This window comes from Actinomadura rayongensis (assembly GCF_009831215.1).
In the GTDB taxonomy this organism is placed as follows: Bacteria; Actinomycetota; Actinomycetes; order Streptosporangiales; family Streptosporangiaceae; genus Spirillospora; species Spirillospora rayongensis.
This window is the reverse complement of sequence record NZ_WUTW01000002.1, coordinates 1,398,905-1,418,044: the sequence shown is the minus strand read 5'-3', so window position 1 is coordinate 1,418,044 and position 19,140 is coordinate 1,398,905. Positions and strand designations below refer to the sequence as shown.

Annotated in this window: 17 protein-coding genes and 1 tRNA gene; 6 read left to right on the top strand and 12 right to left on the bottom strand. The window is 73.5% G+C overall.

Annotated elements, in window-relative coordinates:
• Positions 1-30: 30 nt before the first annotated feature.
• Genes GQ466_RS32360 through GQ466_RS15975 form a run of 4 tightly spaced genes read right to left on the bottom strand, consistent with a single transcriptional unit; the run spans position 31 to position 9,512 of the window.
• Complete coding sequence (locus GQ466_RS32360) at positions 31-1,071, bottom strand: 3-oxoacyl-[acyl-carrier-protein] synthase III C-terminal domain-containing protein (RefSeq protein WP_161103615.1); 1,041 nt, start codon at positions 1,069-1,071, stop codon at positions 31-33.
• Positions 1,068-7,547 carry a type I polyketide synthase gene (locus GQ466_RS15985; RefSeq protein ID WP_161103614.1) on the bottom strand — a complete coding sequence of 2,160 codons (6,480 nt, stop codon included), beginning with the start codon at positions 7,545-7,547 and terminating at the stop codon, positions 1,068-1,070. The genes GQ466_RS32360 and GQ466_RS15985 overlap by 4 nt, the downstream gene beginning before the upstream one ends.
• Positions 7,548-7,593: 46 nt before the next feature.
• On the bottom strand, positions 7,594-8,244 hold the full coding sequence (locus GQ466_RS15980; protein ID WP_337193488.1) for an HAD family hydrolase: 651 nt from the start codon (positions 8,242-8,244) through the stop codon (positions 7,594-7,596).
• 38 nt (positions 8,245-8,282) lie between these two features.
• Entirely contained in the window at positions 8,283-9,512 is a 1,230-nt protein-coding gene (locus GQ466_RS15975) for a cytochrome P450 (protein WP_161103613.1), read from the bottom strand.
• A 340-nt stretch (positions 9,513-9,852) separates the two neighbouring features.
• On the opposite strand from GQ466_RS15975, the gene GQ466_RS15970 reads away from it, so the two are divergent.
• Positions 9,853-10,158, top strand: coding sequence for a type II toxin-antitoxin system VapB family antitoxin (locus GQ466_RS15970; protein WP_161103612.1), 306 nt, complete (start codon positions 9,853-9,855; stop codon positions 10,156-10,158).
• Here GQ466_RS15970 and GQ466_RS15965 read toward each other — a convergent pair.
• The 7 genes from GQ466_RS15965 to upp form a co-directional block, all read right to left on the bottom strand.
• Positions 10,155-11,366, bottom strand: a complete 1,212-nt coding sequence (locus tag GQ466_RS15965; RefSeq protein WP_161103611.1) for a CynX/NimT family MFS transporter — start codon at positions 11,364-11,366, stop codon at positions 10,155-10,157. The genes GQ466_RS15970 and GQ466_RS15965 overlap by 4 nt on opposite strands.
• A gap of 36 nt (positions 11,367-11,402) precedes the next feature.
• Positions 11,403-12,068 (bottom strand): FadR/GntR family transcriptional regulator, encoded by a 666-nt coding sequence (locus GQ466_RS15960; protein WP_161103610.1) that lies wholly within the window; start codon positions 12,066-12,068, stop codon positions 11,403-11,405.
• A 109-nt stretch (positions 12,069-12,177) separates the two neighbouring features.
• Positions 12,178-13,599 carry a helix-turn-helix transcriptional regulator gene (locus GQ466_RS15955; RefSeq protein WP_161103609.1) on the bottom strand — a complete coding sequence of 474 codons (1,422 nt, stop codon included), beginning with the start codon at positions 13,597-13,599 and terminating at the stop codon, positions 12,178-12,180.
• 242 nt (positions 13,600-13,841) lie between these two features.
• Entirely contained in the window at positions 13,842-14,369 is a 528-nt protein-coding gene (locus GQ466_RS15950) for a PH domain-containing protein (RefSeq protein ID WP_161103608.1), read from the bottom strand.
• 7 nt (positions 14,370-14,376) lie between these two features.
• Positions 14,377-14,535, bottom strand: a complete 159-nt coding sequence (locus tag GQ466_RS15945) for a hypothetical protein (protein WP_161103607.1) — start codon at positions 14,533-14,535, stop codon at positions 14,377-14,379.
• A gap of 74 nt (positions 14,536-14,609) precedes the next feature.
• Entirely contained in the window at positions 14,610-14,870 is a 261-nt protein-coding gene (locus tag GQ466_RS15940; protein ID WP_103561342.1) for a three-helix bundle dimerization domain-containing protein, read from the bottom strand.
• Positions 14,871-15,133: 263 nt separating this feature from the next.
• Positions 15,134-15,772, bottom strand: coding sequence for a uracil phosphoribosyltransferase (upp, locus tag GQ466_RS15935; protein ID WP_161103606.1), 639 nt, complete (start codon positions 15,770-15,772; stop codon positions 15,134-15,136).
• A gap of 86 nt (positions 15,773-15,858) precedes the next feature.
• On the opposite strand from upp, the gene GQ466_RS15930 reads away from it, so the two are divergent.
• The 5 genes from GQ466_RS15930 to GQ466_RS15910 all read left to right on the top strand — a co-directional run bounded on the left by GQ466_RS15930 (position 15,859) and on the right by GQ466_RS15910 (position 17,879).
• Positions 15,859-16,098: a hypothetical protein gene (locus tag GQ466_RS15930; protein ID WP_161103605.1), complete on the top strand. Its 240-nt coding sequence runs from the start codon at positions 15,859-15,861 to the stop codon at positions 16,096-16,098.
• Between the two features lie 140 nt (positions 16,099-16,238).
• Positions 16,239-16,727 carry a tRNA adenosine deaminase-associated protein gene (locus tag GQ466_RS15925; RefSeq protein ID WP_161103604.1) on the top strand — a complete coding sequence of 163 codons (489 nt, stop codon included), beginning with the start codon at positions 16,239-16,241 and terminating at the stop codon, positions 16,725-16,727.
• A gap of 56 nt (positions 16,728-16,783) precedes the next feature.
• Positions 16,784-17,224: a tRNA adenosine deaminase-associated protein gene (locus GQ466_RS15920; protein ID WP_161103603.1), complete on the top strand. Its 441-nt coding sequence runs from the start codon at positions 16,784-16,786 to the stop codon at positions 17,222-17,224.
• A gap of 119 nt (positions 17,225-17,343) precedes the next feature.
• Positions 17,344-17,784 (top strand): nucleoside deaminase, encoded by a 441-nt coding sequence (locus GQ466_RS15915; RefSeq protein ID WP_161103932.1) that lies wholly within the window; start codon positions 17,344-17,346, stop codon positions 17,782-17,784.
• Between the two features lie 10 nt (positions 17,785-17,794).
• Positions 17,795-17,879: transfer RNA gene (locus GQ466_RS15910), tRNA-Ser, on the top strand.
• Positions 17,880-18,085: 206 nt separating this feature from the next.
• On the opposite strand, the gene GQ466_RS15905 is transcribed toward GQ466_RS15910, so the two are convergent.
• Positions 18,086-18,949: an EamA family transporter gene (locus tag GQ466_RS15905; protein ID WP_337193487.1), complete on the bottom strand. Its 864-nt coding sequence runs from the start codon at positions 18,947-18,949 to the stop codon at positions 18,086-18,088.
• Positions 18,950-19,140: the final 191 nt, after the last annotated feature.

Here is a 19,140-nt window from a genome sequence, read left to right as displayed (position 1 = left end):
CTCCCGACTGACGGTTCGGCACGGCCGGGCTCAGTCCCGCCAGCCGGGGTTCTCGTCGATCGCGACGACCGCGCAGGTCGTCGCGACGCCGCCGCCCTGCGCGAGGAGCAGCACATGGTCGCCCGGCCCGACCTGCCCGGTCCGCACCAGGTGCTCCAGCCCGACGACCTGGTCGTTGACGGTGAGGTGGCCGAACTGCCGGCCGAACTCCAGCAGCCCGTGGGCGGTGCTGAACCCCAGCGGGTCGAGCATCGTCTTCAGGTAGGTCTCCTGGCCCGTGAAGATGTGCGCGACCCGCGTGATGTCCGCCAGGTCGAGATCCGCCTCGGCGACGGTGCGCGTCGCGAGATCGATCCGCAGGTCGGTCTGGCGGCGGACGATCTCCGCCAGCGTCTCGTCCAGCCCGCCGGCCGCCGCCAGCCGGGCGTTGAGGTCGACGGCGTCCTCGGGCGTGGCCCGGTGGGGCGGGAACAGCGGCCACGGCCCGCGGAACTGCTCCTCGACCTCGGCCGTCGACCCCGAGTTGATCGCCAGCAGACGCCCGAACCCCGACCGGGTGGACAGCACGACGGCGCTCCCCGCGTCGCCGACGACGCCGTTCTGGAGCCCCAGCGCCCAGCGGTTGAAGCCCGGGACGCCGGTGTTGTCCGCACCCGTCACCAGCGCGGCCCGGCGCTCGGGGCTCGCCAGCAGATGGGACGCCGCCAGCTCGACGGCCCCGATCATCCCGCTGCACGCCTGCCACACCCGGAACGACGGCACGTCCTTGTCGGTCAGGTGCCGCAGGATGTAGTGCTGCGCCGGCCATCCCTCGGGGCCCTGCTCGTGGCCGCACGCGTGGAAGTGCACGTCGAGGTCGTCCCCGAGCACGCCGGACCGCGCCATCGCCTGCCGGGCCGCCGTCACGGCCATGTCGGGCGCGGGCCGGTCGCCGGCGACCGCCGCGCCGGTCCAGCCGTACACCTCGTGGTGGGCGGGGTCGTAGAGGCCGAGTTCGACGGCCTCGCGCGCGTCGACGATCGGCGGGATGTCGACGCCCAGGCCCGCCACGTGGATTCCGGGGGTCTTCACGCCGCGCCCTCCGCCTTCAGCTCGCGGATGGCCTCGGCGACGGAGGCGATGCTGCCGCCCTTGAGGAGTTTGACGATGGGGAGCTTCGTCCCGAGCTCCCGTTCCACGCGGTTGCGCAGCTCTACTGCCATGAGCGAGTCGAGACCCATCTTGTTGAGGGGACGTTTGGTGTTGATGCGCTCCGGCTTGAGGCCGAGCACTTCCGCGACCTTGTCGAGCAGGACGCCTTCGACGTCGTCGGCCACCGCCGCCGGAACCGCGACCGGAACCGCCGCCCGAACCGGGGGAGGCGCGGCCGGGCGCGGAACCTGCGCGGCCGGGCGCGGAACCTGCGCGGCCGGGCGCGGAACCTGCGCGGCGGGGCGCGGCGTCGGCGCGGCCGGATGCGGGGGCGTCGCCGGAGGCGAGGTCGGCGCCGCCGGACGCGGACTCGGCGCGGCCGGGCGGGGAGTCGTCGCAGCCGGGCGCGGCGGCGCCGGGGAGGTGCCGGGGACGAGGCCGCTGAGCAGCCGGGACGTCGCCGCCTCCGGATAGGCCGCGGCCCATTCCGCCCAGTCGGCCGGGAGCACGGCCGTCTGGGGCGCGTCGGCCGCGATGAGTTCGGCGAGAATCGCCAGTCCGGTGTCCGCGTCGAAGCTCCTCATCCCGGTCGGGACGAGGCTCCGGCCGTCCTCCTGCTCGCGCCGGGCCACCATGCCGACGTCGCCCCAGAACCCCCAGTTGACGACCGTCGCGGGCACGCCGCGCGCACGGCGCCGGTGCGCGAGTGCGTCCAGGAAGGCGTTCCCGGCGGCGTAACCGCCGAGGAACGGCGAGCCGAGCAGCGCCGAACCGGACGAGAACAGGACGAAGTGGTCCAGCCCGGCGGGTGCGAGCCGGTCCAGGTTGAGCGTCCCCCGGATCTTGGGTCGCAGCAGCGCGTCGAGATCGGCCCCGTCGATCTCGCGCAACGGCGCATAGTCGACCGTTCCCGCGGCGTGGAACACACCGCGCAGATCCGGGAAGCGGGCGAAGAGATCGCGCATCGCGTCGGCGTCGGCCACGTCCACGGCGGCGTAGGCGCACTCGGCGCCCCGCGCCCGCAGCCCGGCGAGCACGGGATGCTCCGGGTCCGCCGCGCTGCGCCCGGTCAGGACCAGGCGCCGGGCCCCGTGGTCGACGAGCCAGTCCGCGACCTTCGCGCCGATCCCGCCGAGACCGCCGGTGACCAGGTACGACGCGTCCGGACGGAAGACCGGCGCGGCAACGGCGGCCGACGGCTCCTCGAACGACACGACGATCTTCCCGGTGTGCCGCGCCTGCCCCATGAGCAGGAACGCCTCGGCCGCCCGCGACGCCGGGTACTGGACGAACGGCAGCGGGTCGAGCACGCCGTCGTCCACGAGCGCGCACACCTCGCGCAGGACCCGCCCGGGACGTTCGGGCACCTCGGCCATCATCGCGACGAGGTCGACGGCGTGGAAGCTGAGGTTCCGGGCGAAGTGCGCCAGCGAGACGCCGTTCCCTTCGAGGATGTCCCGCTTGCTGATCTCCAGGTAGCGGCCATAGGGCGCCATCAAAGAAAGGTTCGCGTCCACCGCGGGCCCGGTGAGCGTGTTGAGGATCAGGTCGAAGCCGACGCCCGCGAAGTCCTCCGCGAAGGCCGTCGACCGCGACGTGGACGTCCCGGCGACCCCGAGGTCGTCCAGGAACCGCCGCTTCTCGGGACTTCCGGCGGTGCCGTAGACCACCGCGTTCTTCCACCGCGCGATCTGGAGTGCCGCGAGCCCGACGCCTCCGGTCGCGGTGTGGACGAGCACCTTGTCACCCGCGCCGATCCCACCGAGGTCGCACAGCGCGTAGTAGGCCGTGATGTAGGCGGCGGGAAGCGTGACGGCCTCGGCCGCGGTGATGCGGCGCGGCTTGGGCGCGACCAGCACGGACGGGGCCACGACCCGCGACGCGAGCGCCCCCTCCGCGATGGCGACGACCTCCTCGCCGACGGCCACGTCGCGGACCCGGGCGCCCACGGCCGCGACCGTCCCCGCGCACTCCCAGCCGAGCTTCGGGCTCGCGGTGAGCGACTGACCGGGGTACATCCCGACGGCCATGAGCACGTCGCGGTAGTTCAGGGCGGCGTGCGAGACGTCGATGACGACCTCGTCCGGCCCCGGCACGAGCGGCCCGACCGGCACTTCCGTCAGGTCGTCCAGGACGCCCGGCACCGGCATGGTCACCTTCCGCGCGCCGCGCCCCGCCGCCGCGCGATGCTCGACGAGCCGCGCGGTGTACGCGTGCCCGCGCCGGACGGCGAGCTGGTCCTCGGCCGTGTCGCCGAGCAGCAGGTCCGCCGCCGTGCGGGCGCTGTCGGGATCCCGGTCGAGATCGAGGAGACCGACGCGCAGGCTCCGGTGCTCGGCGGCGGCGGTCCGACCGAGGCCCCACAGCGGCGCCTGGAGAGCGCCCGTCACCTCGTCGCCGGGGAGCGCCCGCTGCGCGTCCCGGGTGACGAGCCACAGCCGCGGATCACCGGGCAGGCCGAGGTCCTCCAGCGCCTGCACCAGATGGACGGCGGACCGGCACGCCAGCAGCGCGGCCCGGTCGATCTCCTTGCCGGACGGGTCCGGCGCGACCGTGACGTCGGCCGACCAGAGATGGACGACGCCGCCGATCGCGCCGCGCGAGGCGATCTCCGTGAGCGCCGCCCGGTAGTCCGCCGGCCGATCGGGGTCGATGCGGAACCGGTCCGCCGCCCCGGCGTGGAAGCGCTCGGCGGCGCTGATCACGACCGCGTCCGCGCCCCGCTCGCGCAGGGCCGCGAGCACGCGCCGTCCCACCGTGCCGCTGTCGGTCAGGACGACCCAGGTGCCCGTCCGGCCGGCCACCGGCGCCGGTGCCGCGCAGGGGGCGAACTCCACGTCGTACAGCCACCGCGCGTGCTCGCTCTCCGGCGCGGACGCGGCGTCGGCGCTCGCCCCGAGGAGGTATTGGAGGCGCCCGCCTCGCAGCTCGCCCACCAGATTGTCCTCCTCATCGTAGATTTCGACTTCACCGGTGAACGAGTCGTCGCGGGCGGAGCGCGTGAGCAGCGCGTGGCTGTGGCAGCGCGTGGTCGGCCGGCCGTAGACGCGCACCTCCGCGATGCTTCCGAGGACGAACACCTGGTCCTGGCCCGCGGCGACGTCGGGCCGGGCCGCGACGATCGACTGCCCGGCGGCGTCCAGGAGGGCGGGGTGGAACTCGTGCTCGGCGAGCGAGGCGCGCAGCGCGGCGGGGCAGTCCAGGCGCGCCAGGGCCTCGCCCTCCCGCCGCCACACGTCCGCGATGCCCTGGAACGTCCCGTTCCACTGGTTGCCCCGGGCGGCGTGCGTCGGATAGAACGCGGCGCGGTCCTGGTGCTCGGGGCAGCGCGCCTTGATCGCATCCCACGACGCGCCGGCCGCCCGCGCGGGACGCTCGATGCGCCGCGCGACGCCGCGGCTGTGCGCGACCCATTCGCCCTCGTCCGTGCGGGACCGGATCTCGCAGCGCACGGAGCCGTCCGGCGCGGGCACGGCGGTGACGCGGACCTCGCCGCCGGGCTCGCCCTCGTCCAGGAAGACGGCGCGCTCGAAGTGGACGTCGGCGAGCGCGACCGGCCCGGCGCCGAGGATCGGCCGCGCCGCCGCGAGCATCATCTCGACATGGGCGGTGCCCGGAAGGATCACCGTCTCCTGCACCCGGTGGTCCAGGAGATAGGCGTTGCGCCGCAGGTCGATGGGCCCCGTGTAGACGAGTCCACCGTCCGGGCCGGCGGATTTCACGCCGAGCAGCGGATGCCCGGCCGGCGCGGGCCGCTCGGGCAGCCAGAAGTCCGTGCGCCGCCACGGGTGGTGCGGGACGGGAACGAACTCGCCCCCACCGAACAGCGCCGCATAGTCGACCGGCACTGCCGCCGTGAACAGCGCCCCCACACCGGCGAGCAGGGCGGCGCGTTCCGGCTCGTCCCGGCGCAGCGACCCCACCGAGACCGTCTCGGCCCCGTGCGCCCGCGCGGTCTCCTTCACGGCGTTGACCAGCAGCGGATGCGGGCTCATCTCGACGAAGACGGTGTCCTCGGCGTCGAGTTGCGCGCCCACCGCGCCGACGAAGTCGACGGGCTCGCGGATGTTGCGGACCCAGTAGTCCGCGTCCAGCTCGGCCCCGGAGAGCGGTTCGCCGAGCAGCGTGGAGTGCAGCGGGATCGTTCCCGCCCGGGGCGCGACGTCCTTCAGCTCCCGGCGCAGGTCGTCGGCGATGCGGTCGATCTGCGGGCAGTGCGACGCGAAGTCGACGCGGACGACGCGGTTGACGACGTCGCGGCGGTCGAGGTCGGCCAGGATCGACCGGACGGCGTCCGCGTCCCCGGAGATGAGCGTGGACGTCGGGCTGTTGCACGCCGCGACGGCGACCGACCGCTCGTGCCCCGCGATCGCGGCGGCGGCCTCGGCCCCCGACAGCGCGACCCAGGCCATGATCCCCTGCCCGGCCAGCCGCTCGGCGAGCTTGCTGCGTCGGCAGATGACGGCGGCGGCGTCCGCCAGGCTGAGCGCCCCGGAGACGTGCGCGGCGGCGGCCTCGCCCATGCTGTGCCCGATGACGACGTCGGGTTCCACGCCCCACGACCGCCAGAGCGCGGCGAGGGCGATCTCCATCGCCCACAGCGTCGGCTGGACGATCGAGGTCAGCTCGAACCAGTCGCCGGTGCCGTCCGCCAGGAGGTCGAGCAGGGACCACCCGGCCTCCTTCTCGATGGCGCCCGAGCACGCGCGGATCGCGTCGGCGAACACCGGCTCGGACGCCAGCAGCTCCCGTCCCATCCCGACCCACTGCGACCCCTGGCCGGGGAAGACGAACGCCACGCGCGGACGGCTCGCGGCGTCGGTGTACTCGCTGGTGGACAGGTCCGGCGCGTCGCTGCCCGCGACGAACTCGCGGAGCGCGTCCACGGCCTGCTCGCGCGACGCGACGGGCACCGCGAGCCGACTCTCCAGGTGGGACCGGCGCGTGGCCAGCGAGAAGCACACGTCGTGCAGGGAGTCCCCGGTCCCGGCCAGGTGCTCGGCGGTGCGGGCGGCGAGTTCCGTCAGCGCCTCCGGGTCGGCCGCCGCGAGCAGCAGCAGCTCGTCGCGCTCGGGCGCCGGAGCGGAAGCGGGCCGCTCGGGCGCCGCCGTCAGGACGAGGTGGGCGTTGGTCCCGCTGAAGCCGAAGCTGCTGATGCTCGCGACGGCGGGACGCCCCCGCTCGGGCAGGTCCGTGGCCTCGGTCGCGATCGCGAGGGGGAGGTCGTCCCAGGCCACCTCGGGGTTGGGGTCGCGCAGGTGCAGGCTCGGCGGCACCGTCCCGTGCTCCAGGCTCAGCACCGTCTTGATGAGCGAGGCGATGCCTGCGGCGGCCTCCGCGTGCCCGATGTTGGTCTTGACCGACCCGACGAGGAACGGCCGGTCCGGACGGCGTCCCGCGCCCAGCACCGCGGCGAGGGCGGCCAGTTCGACGGGGTCCCCGGCGGGCGTGCCCGTGCCGTGCGCCTCGACGTAGTCGGTGTCGGCGGGGTCGATACCTGCGTCGGCGTAGGCGCGGCGGATGACGTCGCTCTGCCCCTCCACCGCCGGGGTGACCAGGAAGCCGCTGCTGCGGCCGTCGTTGCCGACCGCCGTGCCCCGCAGGACGGCGCGGATCCTGTCCCCGTCGGCGAGCGCCCGCGCCAGCGGCTTGAGGAAGACCGCGCCGACGCCGTCGCTGCGGACGAAGCCGTCGCCGGAGGCGTCCCCGAACTTGCAGCGGCCGTCCTCGGCGAGCATCCCCACCCCGGAGTAGGCCACGCCCTCCTCCGGCAGCAGGATGAGGTTCACGCCCGCCGCGATCGCGAGGCCGCACTCGCCCAGCCGGATCGCCTGCACGGCCTGGTGCACCGCGACGAGCGACGACGCGCACGCGGTGTCGACGGCGAGGCTCGGCCCGCGCAGGTCGTAGGCGAACGACACGCGGCCCGCCGTGATGGCGCGGGACGCCGCCCCGGTCATCGCGTAGAGGTCGAGAGATTCGGGGTGCCGGTATTGCAGGTGCCAGTAGTCGCTGCCGATCTGGCCCACGAACACGCCGGTGTCGCTGCCGGCGAGGTCTTCGAGCCGCTGCCCGGCGTCCTCCAGCGCCTCGTGGGAGACCTCCAGCAGGAGCCGCTGCTGCGGATCCATGAGCGCCGCCTCTTTGGGCGCGATGCCGAAGAACTCGGCGTCGAATCCCCGGATGTCGTCCAGGAGACCGCCCCATCTGCTCACGGTCTTTCCGGGCGTCCGCGGGACGGGGTCGTAGACGGCGTCGACGTCATAACGGGACGGCGGGATCTCCGTGACGGCGTCCGTTCCGGAGACGAGCAGTTCCCAGAACGCGTCGAGGTCGTCCGCCCCGGCGAAGCGGCCTGCCATTCCGACGATCGCGATGGGCTCCGCCGGGCGGGCACGCGAGATATCAGCGGACATCATGGTTCCTTTTCCAGCGTTCGGTTGCGGAAATGGGCGTCCCGGCTCAGGCGGCGGCCGACTCCAGGAGGGTCCAGCCGTGACGGCGGGCGTGGGCGGTCAGGACGGGGTCCGCGCCGACGACGACGGGACGTCCGACCGCCTCCAGCAGCGGAAGATCGCTCACGTGGTCGCCGTAGGCCGCGCACGCCGCGCGGGGGACGCCGGTGACCACGGTCGCCGCGCGGGCGGCGCGGCCCTTCGCGGCGCCGATCATCGGCACCAGCACCTCGCCGGTCAGCCGGCCGTACCGCAGGAGCGGACGGGTGCCGAGCGTCCAGTCGGCGCCGACGGCGGCGGCGATCGGGTCCAGGCAGGGGAAGAACGACCCCGACAGCAGCACGATCCGGTCCCCCGCCGCGCGGTGGCGCCGCAGCGCCTCGACCGTGCGGGGGTTGAACAGGCGGTCGTCCTGCGCGTCGAACCAGTACCGGCCCGAGTCGGACAGGCGGAGCGCCGACTCGCCCGCGAGGAAGCGGTAGTAGGAGCGGTTCACCTCGGCGCGGGGGACGCCCCGGGCCGCCGCCGCCCGCAGGCTCGCCGCGATCCGTTCGTAGGCGCCCGGCGGTTCGCCGCGCCAGCGCAGGTGGAACTCCAGGAAGGAGAACATGCTCTTGATCGAGATCAGGGTCTCGTCGACGTCGAAGAAGGCGATCACGGGACCTCCGCGGGTGCGCGGGCGGATCAGGGCTGCGCTCACCAGGCGACGGGAACCTCGAAGACCCCGAAGGCCTCGGAATTCTCCTTGAAGACGAGATCGTCCACCGGAACCGTGAGCCGCAGTTCCGGCGCCCGCGCGAACAGGGTCTCCAGGACCAGTTCCATTTCGACGCGGGCGAGGTGCTGGCCGAGGCAGTTGTGGATTCCGTGGCCGAAGCTCAGCTGCTGCTGGGCGTTCTGCGTCAGGTCCAGCGAGTCCGGCGTTGTGAAGACCGACTCGTCCCGGTTGGCCGAACCGAGGCACAGCGCCACACCGTCACCGGCCTTGATGACGACGCCGTCGATCTCGATGTCCTCCACCGCGACGCGGAAGACGATGTCCACGATCGAGAAGTAGCGCAGCAGTTCCTCGACCGCGCCGGGAAGCAGGTCCAGGTTCGCGAGGAGCGTTTCCCGCTGCTCCCGGTCGCTCAGCAGCTTGGCCACCCCGAGGGCGATGCTGTTCGCGGTCGTCTCGTAGCCCGAGACGAACAGCAGGATCGTGATTCCGACGAGCGCCTTGTGGTCGAGCACGCCGTCCACGCGATTGCGCAGGATCAGCCGTCCCAACATGGTGTCCTCGTCGGGATCGGCCTCCTGGGCGGTGACGAGCCGGTCCATGTACTCGTGGACCCTGAGCACCGCCACGGTGCGCTGTTCGAGCGTGCTCGACCGGTTCAGGACCGTGGTGGCGTGCTTCTGGAACGCGGCGCGATCCTCGTAGGGGACGCCGAGCATTTCGCAGATCACCAGCGAAGGGAGCGGAATCGCCAGGGCCTCGACGAGGTCGGCCGTCCGGCCGGGGGCGGACAGCATCTCGGTGATGACGCCGTCCACGATCTCCTGGAGCCGGGGCCGCATCGCCCGCACCCGGAAGGCGGTGAACTCTCCCGCCAGCATCCGCCGATGGGCGAGGTGCTGGGGGGCGTCGAGACCCAGCAGCGTCCGCGTGACGCTGTTGACGCCTTCCTTCATCGCCGGCGGGAGCGTCACCATCACCGGGTAGTCGGGGTTGTCGTGATCCGAGCTGAGCCGGGGATCGACGAGCAGTTGCCGGACATGACGATGCCGCGTGACGAACCAGGGCCGCATGCCGCTCGGCAGCGTCACCCGGGCGATGGGGTTCTCCGCGCGCATGTCGCGGTAGCCCGCCGGAACGTCGAAGGGACACTCCCTCGGCATGGGGAGGGCCGGCCCGCCATCGACGTCGACCACAGACTCAGACATTTTGCCCATTTCTCCTGCCACGTTCGTTTCGTACGGCTGAAAATCAGGACTATCCGGTCATTCACTCGGGCTGTGCGTGGATCGCTCCGATCCGGCGACGCGGTCGGCACGACGCCGCCCGCCCGGCGCCGCGCCCGTCACGGACGCTAGCAGACGATGTTGTCTGTTTGAGAACGCCCACGGCGGCCCACACCCCGTTCCCCCTCGTAGATCCGGACGAAAAGGAAGTTACGGAGCCGCCCGGCGGGGGTCGTCACCGCCGGGAGGGAGCGCCGTCCCCCGCGCGGGGGACGGCCGCGCGGACCGGGCGGACGGCGCGGCGAGCCTTTAGACTCGCGGTGTGATCTTCAAGGCGGTGGGCGACGGGAAGCCGTACCCCGAGCACCGGCTCTCCTCGGGGGACTGGGCCCGGATCCCCCCGCGCCAGGTGCGGCTGGACCAGCTCATCAGCACCAAGCGCGAACTCGATCTCCAGTCGCTGCTGGCCAAGGACTCGACGTTCTACGGCGACCTGTTCCCGCACGTCGTCCAGTGGCGGGGCGACCTCTACCTGGAGGACGGCCTGCACCGCGCGCTGCGGGCCGCGCTCCAGCAGCGGCAGGTCCTGCACGCGCGGGTGCTCGACCTGGACGCGATCGACCTCTAGCGGACGGCGACCGGCTCCGCCGCCGGGACGGGCGCGCCGACGGTCCGGACGAACCCCGGACGCGCCGCGACCAGCCCGAACACGACCTCGGGCACGACGAGGACGAGCAGCAGCGCGAGCGAGACCGTCCAGCCGCCGGTGGCGTCGCGCAGCACGCCGACCGCGAGCGGTCCGAATCCGGCCAGCAGGTAGCCGCCCGTCTGCGCCATCCCCGACAGCCGCGCCGCGACGGCCGGGCTCGGCGAGCGCAGCGTGAGCAGCGTGTAGGCGAGCGGGAACGCGCTGCCGGTCGCGACGCCGAGCAGCACCACCCAGGCCCAGCCGAGCCCGGGCGCGACGATCAGCCCGCCGACCCCGGCGACCATGCAGCCGCCCACGGCCAGCACGAGGACGCGCTGGTCCGCCAGCCGCGCCGCGAACACCGGCACGACGTAGCCGAGCGGGATGCCGATGAGCAGCATCGCGGACATCATGATCCCGGCCGTCGAGGCGGCGACGCCGTGGTCGCGCATGATCTCCGGCAGCCACGACATCAGGACGTAGAACATCAGCGACGCCAGGCCCATGAACGTCGCGACGGCCCAGGCGAGCGGGCTCCGCAGCAGCGACACGGGAACGTTCCGGGACGACGACGGCGGCGCGGGCGGCGCGGACCGCCGGGCGAGCGGCCCCCACACCAGCAGGGCGACCAGCGACGGCACGGCCCAGACGGCGAGCGCGAACCGCCAGCCGCCCGCGTCGTCCAGCGGGACGGCCAGCGCCGCAGCGAACGCCCCGCTCCACGCCATCAGCATCATCGCGAGGCCCGTCAGCGGCCCGACGCGGTCCGGGAACGCCCGCTTGATGACGGCGGGCAGCAGGACGTTCCCGAGCGCGATCCCGGCCCCGGCGACGACCGTCCCGGCGAACAGCGCGACCGCCGACGGCACCAGCCGCAGCGCGATCCCGCCGGTGATGAGCGCGAGCGCCCCGGCGATGGCGGTCTCCGTCCCGAACCGCCGCGCGGCGGCCGGCGCGAGCGAGGCGAACGCGCCGAGGCACAGCACGGGCAGCGTGGTGAGCACGCTGACCTCGACCCCGGACAGGCCGAGCGCCGTGCGCAGGTCGGCGAGGACGGGCGCGACGCCGGTGATGGCGGCGCGCAGGTTGACGGCGAGCAGGACGAGACCCGCGAGGGTCCACAGGGCGGTGAGACGGGCGTGCGACATGGGCCTTGAGTTCTGCGCGAACGCGGTAGGGGGCGGTCAGAGGGTCCGCAGGATGTGGTCGAGGCAGCTCTGCGCGGCGGCAGCGGCGGCGGACGCGTCACCGGCGCGGACGGCGGCGGCGATCGGCTCGTGCGGGACGTCGGTGTGGTCCAGCGCCTCCCCGGCCCCGCCGATGCTCAGTTTCAGCGCGGCGCCGAAGTCCCGGTAGAGGTCGGTGAGCACCCGGTTGTGGGTGGCGTCCACGACGGCGGTGTGGAAGGCGAGGTCGGCGTCCACGAACGCGTCGCGGTCCCCGGCGGCGAACGCCGCGTCCCGGCGGACGAGCGCGGCGTCGATCGCGGCGATGTCGGCGTCGGTGCGGCGGACGGCCGCGAGCCGCGCCGCCTCGACCTCCAGCCCGCGCCGGACCTCCAGGATCTCGATCAGCTCGGCCGTCGCCAGCCGCCGCCGGACGGCGCCCGACAGCTCGCTGGTCGCGATGACGTAGGTGCCGTCGCCCTGGCGTCCCGCGAGCAGGCCCGCGTGGGTCAGCGCGCGGACGGCCTCGCGGACGGTGTTGCGTCCCACGCCGAGCTGTTCGACCAGCGCCGGTTCGGCGGGGATCCGGCCGCCGAGGGGCCAGGCGCCGGAGGCGATCTCGGCGCGCATCTGGTCGATGACCTGCTCGACCAGTGAGGAACGTCGAGCCGCCTGCAACGTCATGGTGTCTCCCAGGTCTGCCGGTAACCCAATCATCCCATGTTTGCGCCACCACGGAACCGTGACGCTCGTCGCACCGGGCGCCGGTCCCCGGGGACCGGCGCCCGGTGCGTCAGACGCGCGGCAGGTCGGCGCCGGCCGGAACCGGACGCGTCGCGCGCAGCCCGGTCGCCTCCAGCGCCCGGCGGTAGGCGTCGGCCGCCGCCGGACGGTCGCCCGCGGCTTCGAACAGTTCACCCAGCTCACGGGCCAGATGCGCGGCCGGGCGGCCCGGCGGCAGCGTCGCGAGCTGCCCGGCGGCGGCGCGCAGGACGACCAGCGCCGCCGCGCCGTCCCGCTGCGCGACGCGCGCCCGCGCGAGGACGAGCCTGGCCTGCACGGTCGTCCGCGTCCGGGCGGACGGGGCACCGTCCGGACGGGTGGCCGTGCTCTCCGGCGCCGCGAGCGCGAACCCGGTGTCGAGGAACTCCTCCAGCGCCGCGATGGCCGCGCCGACGTCCCCGGCGAGCACCAGCCCGCGCGCCCGCTCGATCGTGGCCTCGGCCGCCTCGCCGCCGACGAGCGCGTCCGTCCCGGCGAGCAGGTCGAGCGCCGCCCGGGCCGCCGCGGCGCTCGGCACGGCGCGCGGGGCGGCCGGGTCGAGCGGTTCGGGCGTGGCGGCGTCGGTGAACGGCGGGACGCCGCGCAGCAGCGCCCGCGCGGCGGCCAGCCGCAGCCGCGCCTCGGCCCGCTCGGCCTCCTCGCCGCCGCGCGTGGCGAGGGCCTGGTCGGCGAAGTACAGCGCGTCGCCGATCGCGCCCTCGTCCAGCGCCCGCGTGCTGGCCTGCCGGTAGTGCGCGCACAGCGGCATGACCTCGGCCGGGGGCGCCAGCAGGCGGCGGCCGAGGGCGTGGGCGCGCACGACGTCCGCGCGGTCCAGGTAGCCGGTGAGCAGGACCCGGCCCGCCTCGGCGCGCTCGGCGCCGACGGTGAGGCCGAGTTCGGTGAGCCGGTCGAGCGCGCGTTCGGCCAGCGCGATGGCCTGGCCGAGGTCGCCGACGGCGTGGTAGCAGCGGGCCAGCGCGATCACGGCGGGCAGCCGGCTGGACCGGCCCGGGTCGCGGTCGGCCTGCTCGCGCAGGTCCTCGAAGAGGGCGATGGCCTCCTCCACCCGGCCCAGCTCCTCCAGGGCGCGGGCACGGCCCCAGCGGGCGCGCGCGACGAGGTCGGCGTCGTCGCTGCGGTCCAGGACGTCCTCGAAGGCGGCCTCGGCCGCGGCGGCGTCGCCCGCGAGCAGGGTGAGGTGCGCGTGCCGCTCCCGGACTTCGAGATGGGCGCGCTGTTCGGGCTCGACGCCCTCGGCGAGGTATTCGGGGGTGCAGCCGAGGCGTTCGGCGAGCATCCGCAGGACGGTGGGGGTCGGAGTCCGCTTACCGGACTCGATCAACGAGATGTAGCTGTCGGAGAGGTCGTGACCGGCGAGCTGCGCCTGCGAGAGGCGTCTGGTCAGCCGCAGGTTGCGGACGCGTTCGCCGACATTGCCTGGACCCGGCATGTGGACTCACTTAGCGGAAGTATTCAGGCGGCTGGGGTGCCGACATGATGGCACATTGCCGGATATCGCACACCGGAAGTCACCCGATCGGTCCCCGGCCCGCCGTCGCTCGGCAGGTCAGCAGCACGGCCGCCGCCGCACCGCCTCCGGCGCAGCGAAACCACGCTGTACTCCGACATTATCGGACGTTGACCGGGTCTCCGGCCACCGCACCGGAATGGGTCAGGACGGTCGAGCGCGGATCAGCCGTCCGCGTTCTTGTTCGGGAAGATCATTTCGCAGACCTCCAGGTACAACTGCTCCGGATACGGCAGGTACGGAACGCGGTCCAGCGCCTGGTCCTGGCCGGCGGACTCCATGATGAACTCGCCGTAGCCGAGCATCCGCCCCGCCAGCGACCGCTTGAAGCCCATGTCGGTGACCTTCGCCAGCGGCATCATCGCGACGTTGCGCGTGATGATCCCGGTGGTCAGCAGCATCCGCTGGTTGGTGATGACGAAGTAGTCGACCGACCACTCCGCGACCCGCCACACGAACCAGGCCAGCAGCGCCAGCCACGCCCACCAGATGTAGCTGATCGCGCTGCCCGCGCCGGACCCGGCGCCGATGTTGCTGAGCACGCCCGCGACGATCAGCCCGCCGAGCACCAGCCCGACCGGGACCATCAGGACGGCCGGGTGCCGCCGGACGGTGATCACCTGCGTCTCGTGCGGCAGCAGGTACTTGTTGACGGACGCGGGGGCGGAGTCTCCGGGGGTGACCAGTCGCATGGCGTCCTCAGCCCAGCTCGGTGACGAAGGTCGCGAACGCGTCGCCGGCCCGGGCCAGCGCGCCCGCCGCCTCGTTGAGGGACTGCGTGGCCTCGGCCGGACGGCGGATCACGACGAACACGACGAGCGCCGCGGCGGCCCACGTCAGGTACTTTCTGGCGGGCACGTCAGCCTCCCGGAGCGATCACCCACAGACCCCCGGCAAGTCTCGCACAGCCGGGAGTCGGCGCAAAGCGCCCGTCACGGCGCGTTGCCGAGGGTGCTGCGCGGCCGTCGCCGTCGCCGCTCGGCCGCGACGAGCGCGAGCACCTCCAGGTGTTTTCGCGCGATCCGTTCCACCAGGCCGGGTTCGGCCGACCCCACGACCTCCAGCGCCCCGTAGCGGGCGGCGGCGACGCAGCGCGCCACGGTCTCGGGCGGGTGCGCCGCGGCGAACTCGGCGGCCAGGCGCTGCTCGACGTCCTCGTACGGCTGGCGTTCGTCATCCCCTGGGTGAGTCATCACGCATCCTCGCGACTCGCTCGCGCCGCCCGGTCCGAAACCGATCCCCTGTGCGCCGGGACGACGGACGGAACGATTCTGACGTTCCGTTATTCGCTATTACCCAAGGTGATGCGTCGGCGAACATGCGGAGAGGCCGTGCAAAGCGGTCGTCGCCGGTACGGATGGTGACGTCCCGTCCGCTGTGAAGTCAGGTAACTCTCACTTCGTCGGCCGATCGGACGACGAATCCCCCTTTATTGGACGGACTATGAAATAGGTGTTCAGACCACACCGTAGAGCCGGTCGCCCGCGTCGCCGAGGCCCGGGACGATGAAACCGCGTTCGTTGAGACGCTCGTCCAGGCCCGCCGTCACGACGCGAATGGGCGCCCGCGTCCCGGCGAACGCGTCCTCCAGGAAGCGCAGGCCCTCGGGGGCGGCGAGGAGGCACAGCGCCGTCACGTCGTCCGCGCCCCGGTCCAGCAGCAGCCGGATCGCGGCGGCCAGCGTGCCGCCCGTCGCGAGCATCGGGTCCAGGACGTAGCACTGGCGGCCGGACAGGTCGTCGGGCAGCCGCGACGCGTACGTCTCCGCCTGGAGGGTGCCCTCGTCGCGGACCATGCCGAGGAAGCCGACCTCGGCGGTGGGCAGCAGGCGCGTCATGCCGTCCAGCATCCCGAGGCCCGCGCGCAGGATCGGGACGACCAGCGGCTTCGGGCTCGCGAGCTGCACACCGTGCGTCCGCGTGACGGGCGTCTGCACCTCCACGTCGGTGACGCGGACGTCCCGGGTGGCCTCGTAGGCGAGCAGCGTGACCAGCTCGTCGGCCAGCCGCCGGAACGTCGGCGAATCGGTCCGGACGTCCCGCAGCGTGGTCAGCTTGTGCGCGACGAGCGGGTGATCGACGGCGAGGGTCTGCATGCGCTCACCGTACCGGCACGGCAACCGGCACCGAACTGATCGGCCGCGGCAGGATAGGGAGCGTTCCGTTCGGGCAGTATGGCGATATGACCAGCCATCGGGAGCAGGAGAACCCGCAGGTCGGAGACCCTCGACGGGACGATCCGGACCGTCGGTCCGGCACGGCGCCGACCCCGGAGGAGGTCCGCGAGCGGCTCCGCCGCCGGGCCGTCTTCCTCCGGGAACTGGCCGAGGCCCGCGAGCTGCGCCGCCGCGTCACGCCGCACCGGTCGCGGCGGGCCCGCATCCACGCCGCCCTTCGCAGGCGTACCTTCCGCATCAATTAACGGCGTCCGGTAGGTTTCGTCCGGCGGCGCCGCCCATGGCGCCGCCCATCCGCCGCCGGACGGAGTTCGGCGGTGATGGCCGCGAGGGCGCGCTGCATCTGCGACCATGCCCTGGCAGGAGACGGGCCGGTGGGGTGGAGATGACGGATGTTGACGACGCGACGGATTTCGCCGTCGTCGTGTATCGCGAGGACGAACGCTGGGAAGCGGAGATCCTCCCGGTCGCGCTGACGGAGGACCTCGACGGGCTCGTCCACGCCCTGCGCCAGCAGCCCAGCCTCGGCGGCACGATCGGGCTCGTCGCGGTCGGCGACGACTTCTTCGTCGCGATCCGGCTGCTCGGCGACGAGACGATGATCTTCCTGTCGGACGTGACCGCGTCCGTGGACTGGTCGCTCGCCCGCCAGGTCCTCGACCGGCTCGACATCCCCGTCCCCGACGACGAGGAACTCGACCAGGTCCTGCCCGTCGGCGACATGTCGATCTTCGCCGACCTCGGGCTGGACGAGATGGAGCTCGGCGCCATCTCCGGCGACCTGGAGCTGTACCCGGACGAGATGCTGCTCAGCATCGCCGGCCGCCTCGGCTTCGCCCAGGCCTTCGAACGCGCCCTGGACGCCCTCGGCTGAGCCAACTCTTCGTCTTGCCTTGGCCGGGCCGGGGCCTCGGCTGCGAGAATGAGACGGTGCACACATTCGCGGCCGTCTTCGCCCGCGCGCCGGAAGGCTGGTCGGGCGCCGAGACCCCGCTGGACGAAGCCGAGGACGTCGCCGACGTCGCCGACCTGATGCGCGGCGTCGCCGCCGAGACCGCCGGGGATCCCGTCCTCCTCCTCGTCGAGGAGGACGACGACTGGTTCGGCGTCCTGCGCATGGACGCGATGGGCGAACCCCGCGCCTACGTCTCGGCCGTCCGCGACGACGGGCTCGGCGCGCTGTTCCGCCCGCTGTTCGAGGACGTCCCCACCGGATCCGCCGGAGGCGACCCCGCCGTGCTGCGCGACCTCGGCGTCGACCCCGCCCGCCTCGGCGACCTCGGCGACCGCGCACTCCCCGGCGACCCGCTCGGCGCCCTCGCCGAACTGGCGGGCTTCGCCGACGAGTTCGACCGACTGCGCGACGCATGACCGACCCACCGTCCGCCCGCCCCAGGCCCGACCCGTCCACGGCCCGCCGCGGCAGCGACCTGTCCGCAGCCGACCCCGGGCCCGACCCGTCCGCCGCCCACCCCGAGTACGTGCCCGCGATGCGCCGCGCCCTGGCCGAGGCGCGCGCGGCGGCCGAGCACGGCGACATCCCCGTCGGCGCCGTCGTCCTGGACGCCGCCGGAACCGTCCTCGGCACCGGCCACAACGACCGCGAACGCACCGGCGACCCCACCGGCCACGCCGAGATCATCGCCCTGCGCGCCGCCGCCACGACCCACGCCGACGGCTGGCGCCTCACCGGCTGCACGCTCGTCGTGACCCTGGAACCCTGCACCATGTGCGCCGGCGCCGCCGTCGCCGCCCGCGTCGCCCGCATCGTCTACGGCGCCCCCGACCCCAAGGCCGGCGCCGCCGGCTCCCTCTGGGACGTCGTCCGCGACCGCCGCCTCAACCACCGCCCCGAAGTCCTCGCCGACTACCTCGCCGCCGACTGCGCCGAACCCCTTATCGAGTTCTTCGCGCACCGCAGAGTCCGGTAAGCTCTCCGGCGGTGGTGTCGCCTAGTGGACGAGGGCGCACGCCTCGAAAGCGTGTGAAGTGCAAGCTTCCGTGGGTTCGAATCCCACCACCACCGCTGGGTCCGCCTACTCGCCGCTGAGGCGGCTTCGCTGTCGCGTTGGCGGTCTTTCTCCCGGGGGACGACCCCCGGACCCCCGATGTGGGGGCTCCGCCCCCACGCCCCCGCGCGTGGGTTGCGGTCTCCATTTATCTTCCATTTCTGGTCGGTGCGGCACTGCTCGTAGACGGCGCGGGCGTGATGCGTTTCCGTCAGGTGATGCGTCAGCCCACGGTGACCAGGGTTACGCCTGCCACCGCCAAGGCCATGCCCACGCGTTGGATCGCGCGGAGGCGCTCGCTGAAGGCGAAGCGGGCGAGCAGGACGGTCACCGCCGGGTACAGGGACGTCAGCACCGCCGCCAGGCTCAGCATCCCGGACTGGGCCGCGAGGAAGTAGAAGGCGTTGGCGCCCGCGTCCAGCGTTCCCGACAGGAGCGTCAGGCCCAGGAGTTTGCGGCCTCGGATCGGTGTTCCGGGGAGGCCGCCGTGCGCGCGGAGCAGGATCACGGCCGCTGCCGCCACTACCGCGAGATTTCCCAGGCGGGACGCCAGGATCGGCCAGAGGCCGCCGTCGCCGCCCGCCTCTTTCAGCAGGATGAAGAAGATCCCGAAGGACACGCCCGAGACGCCCGCCATGATGGGGCCGTTGTCGAACGCGCGGCGGCCCGCCACGGCCCGTTCCTCGTCGCCCTTCTCCATGCTCACGAGGCCGATCGCCACCAGGCACAGCAGGACTCCGAGCAGGACGGGCACGCCGAGCCGTTCCCCGCGCAGCACGCCCGCCGCGACCGGCAACACGGCCGCCGCCAGCGCCGATACGGGCGCGACCACGCTCATCGGTCCCCGCGCCAGCGCCCGGTAGAACGCGAGCATGCCCGCCCCGCCCGACAGGCCGGCGCCGAAGCCCCAGGCGATGCCGTGCCACGTCGGTGCCGCGCCGGTCAGCGCCACGGCGAGCATCACCGCGATTCCCGCCGGGACGCTCACCAGCAGCACGCGCACGGCGGTCGAGCGCCGGGACACCGATCCGCCCAGGAAATCCGCGACGCCGTACACGATCGCGGCTCCCAGGGCCAGCAACGTCACCACAAGCCACACTCCCGTCCGCCGCACGCCGACGCGCTCACCGACCGCACAAGTCGGCGGCCGGGCCGACGCATTCCCTCCGCGCGTTGTCCGCGCCGGGTTCGGGCGCGGCTGCCGTGCTCGGGTCGGTCGGCATCCTGCCGTGCGGTCATTTTAATGAACTACATGGTTCATCATACCGAACCGTCGTC

Excerpts from the sequence above, each read along its gene's own strand:
- GQ466_RS15985 (WP_161103614.1), bottom strand. The coding sequence starts at position 7,547 with ATGTCCGCTGATATCTCGCGTGCCCGCCCGGCGGAGCCCATCGCGATC.
- GQ466_RS15975 (WP_161103613.1), bottom strand. The coding sequence starts at position 9,512 with ATGTCTGAGTCTGTGGTCGACGTCGATGGCGGGCCGGCCCTCCCCATG.
- GQ466_RS15965 (WP_161103611.1), bottom strand. The coding sequence starts at position 11,366 with ATGTCGCACGCCCGTCTCACCGCCCTGTGGACCCTCGCGGGTCTCGTC.
- GQ466_RS15960 (WP_161103610.1), bottom strand. The coding sequence starts at position 12,068 with ATGACGTTGCAGGCGGCTCGACGTTCCTCACTGGTCGAGCAGGTCATC.
- GQ466_RS15955 (WP_161103609.1), bottom strand. The coding sequence starts at position 13,599 with ATGCCGGGTCCAGGCAATGTCGGCGAACGCGTCCGCAACCTGCGGCTG.
- GQ466_RS15950 (WP_161103608.1), bottom strand. The coding sequence starts at position 14,369 with ATGCGACTGGTCACCCCCGGAGACTCCGCCCCCGCGTCCGTCAACAAG.
- GQ466_RS15940 (WP_103561342.1), bottom strand. The coding sequence starts at position 14,870 with ATGACTCACCCAGGGGATGACGAACGCCAGCCGTACGAGGACGTCGAG.
- upp (WP_161103606.1), bottom strand. The coding sequence starts at position 15,772 with ATGCAGACCCTCGCCGTCGATCACCCGCTCGTCGCGCACAAGCTGACC.
- GQ466_RS15930 (WP_161103605.1), top strand. The coding sequence starts at position 15,859 with ATGACCAGCCATCGGGAGCAGGAGAACCCGCAGGTCGGAGACCCTCGA.
- GQ466_RS15925 (WP_161103604.1), top strand. The coding sequence starts at position 16,239 with ATGACGGATGTTGACGACGCGACGGATTTCGCCGTCGTCGTGTATCGC.
- GQ466_RS15915 (WP_161103932.1), top strand. The coding sequence starts at position 17,344 with ATGCGCCGCGCCCTGGCCGAGGCGCGCGCGGCGGCCGAGCACGGCGAC.